The organism is Oleiphilus sp. HI0123 (assembly GCF_001635315.1).
The window spans coordinates 1-1,288 of sequence record NZ_LWGE01001748.1 but is presented as its reverse complement, the minus strand read 5'-3'; the positions used below and the strand labels follow the sequence as shown (position 1 = coordinate 1,288).

The following is a 1,288-nucleotide window of genomic DNA, read 5'->3' as shown; positions in this document are numbered from 1 at the left end:
GTTGTGTCTATGTGAGCGCCGGCTGCCATTTTTTCTGTTTTATAAATTGGGGTCGTGCGTGCGTTTAGTAGACGAGCCACTTTTTGGCCAACTTGGTTACCCGTCGCAATAGCGCCGTCGATAAATCCGCGCCAGCCTAAGTCAATATCGCCACCGGCAAAATATATTCGCCCTTGGGGTTCGCGTAATGCAGTAATCGAATTCGTCAATTGACCTTTTTTCAGAACGCACCAAGTACCCTTTGAGTAAGGGTCCAGGTGCCAGTCATAGTGTAGGGTATCCACCACATCAACATCCGGTAGAAAGCGGCGCAATAATTTTTGGACTTGCGCGTGGTTGTTGGGGTCAATTTGTGACGGATCAGTGGAAAAAGCCACGAGATTAGTGCCTTCGTTAGGGCTGGCCATGGTCATAATGGTGCTTATAGGGTCTTGCTCCGAGGCCAACATTAAGATGGGCTTTATATTCTGTCGGATGCGAATGTAGAACTTCATTCCAGAGCCGGCATGACCTTCCTCGGACGCTCTCACCTTTTGTGATAGTAGCGCAGGCGAAAATTGAATCTTGGATAGTACGTTCATGGGGACTGCGCTAATCGTGGACCGGCAGGTAAATGTTTTGCCTGTGCTGGTGATTATTTTTACGTGATCCCCAAGATCATGAACTTCCTTCACTGGCGTACCCAATTCCACGTCAGGGCGACCATCATCCAGCATGGCATTGATTAAACTTTGCGTACCATGTTTAAAGCTATAGCGAGAGACGCTATCACTGTAACGAGTGATATCACTGCCAACGAGAGACCACCATCGTTGCATTTCTACGTAGCTAGCTTGATCAAAGTCTCCATGAACGGAAGCGCCCAAGAGTCCTTCGATGATGGGTGAGAAAGAAGGAGAGAGGTCCATCTGATTAAGGCGATCGCGAACCGATAGAGTGTCGGCGCCTTGCCAATTATCTGTACTAAAAGGATCATAGGGCAATGGAAAGGAGTGAGCGGCACCATCATGAAATTGGTGCATTTGCTCATTGGCAATGGCAAAGCCTTGATAGGTGACCATAGGTGGCGATGGTTCACCTTCTGGTGCCCCATTCCCACAGGCAGCCATCCTAATCAGTGGTGCGATGCCGCTCATGCCAGCATCCCGCGCCTCATCACCATCCCACCACAGTAAGTCGGGAATCGTGCTTGGAGTAGAATCCACTAATTGCAAGTCGTAGCGATTAATTTCAGCGAAAACATTAGGTTGCGTGGNGTGCACCCAGGCGCCACCGAGCTCAAACAACT

Annotated in this window: 1 protein-coding gene; it reads right to left on the bottom strand. The window is 49.4% G+C overall.

Annotation, left to right across the window (positions count from 1 at the left end; genetic code table 11):
• Positions 1-1,262: NAD(P)/FAD-dependent oxidoreductase (locus A3761_RS23630; protein WP_197473210.1), on the bottom strand; the 1,262-nt coding region annotated here is incomplete at its 3' end.
• Positions 1,263-1,288: the final 26 nt, after the last annotated feature.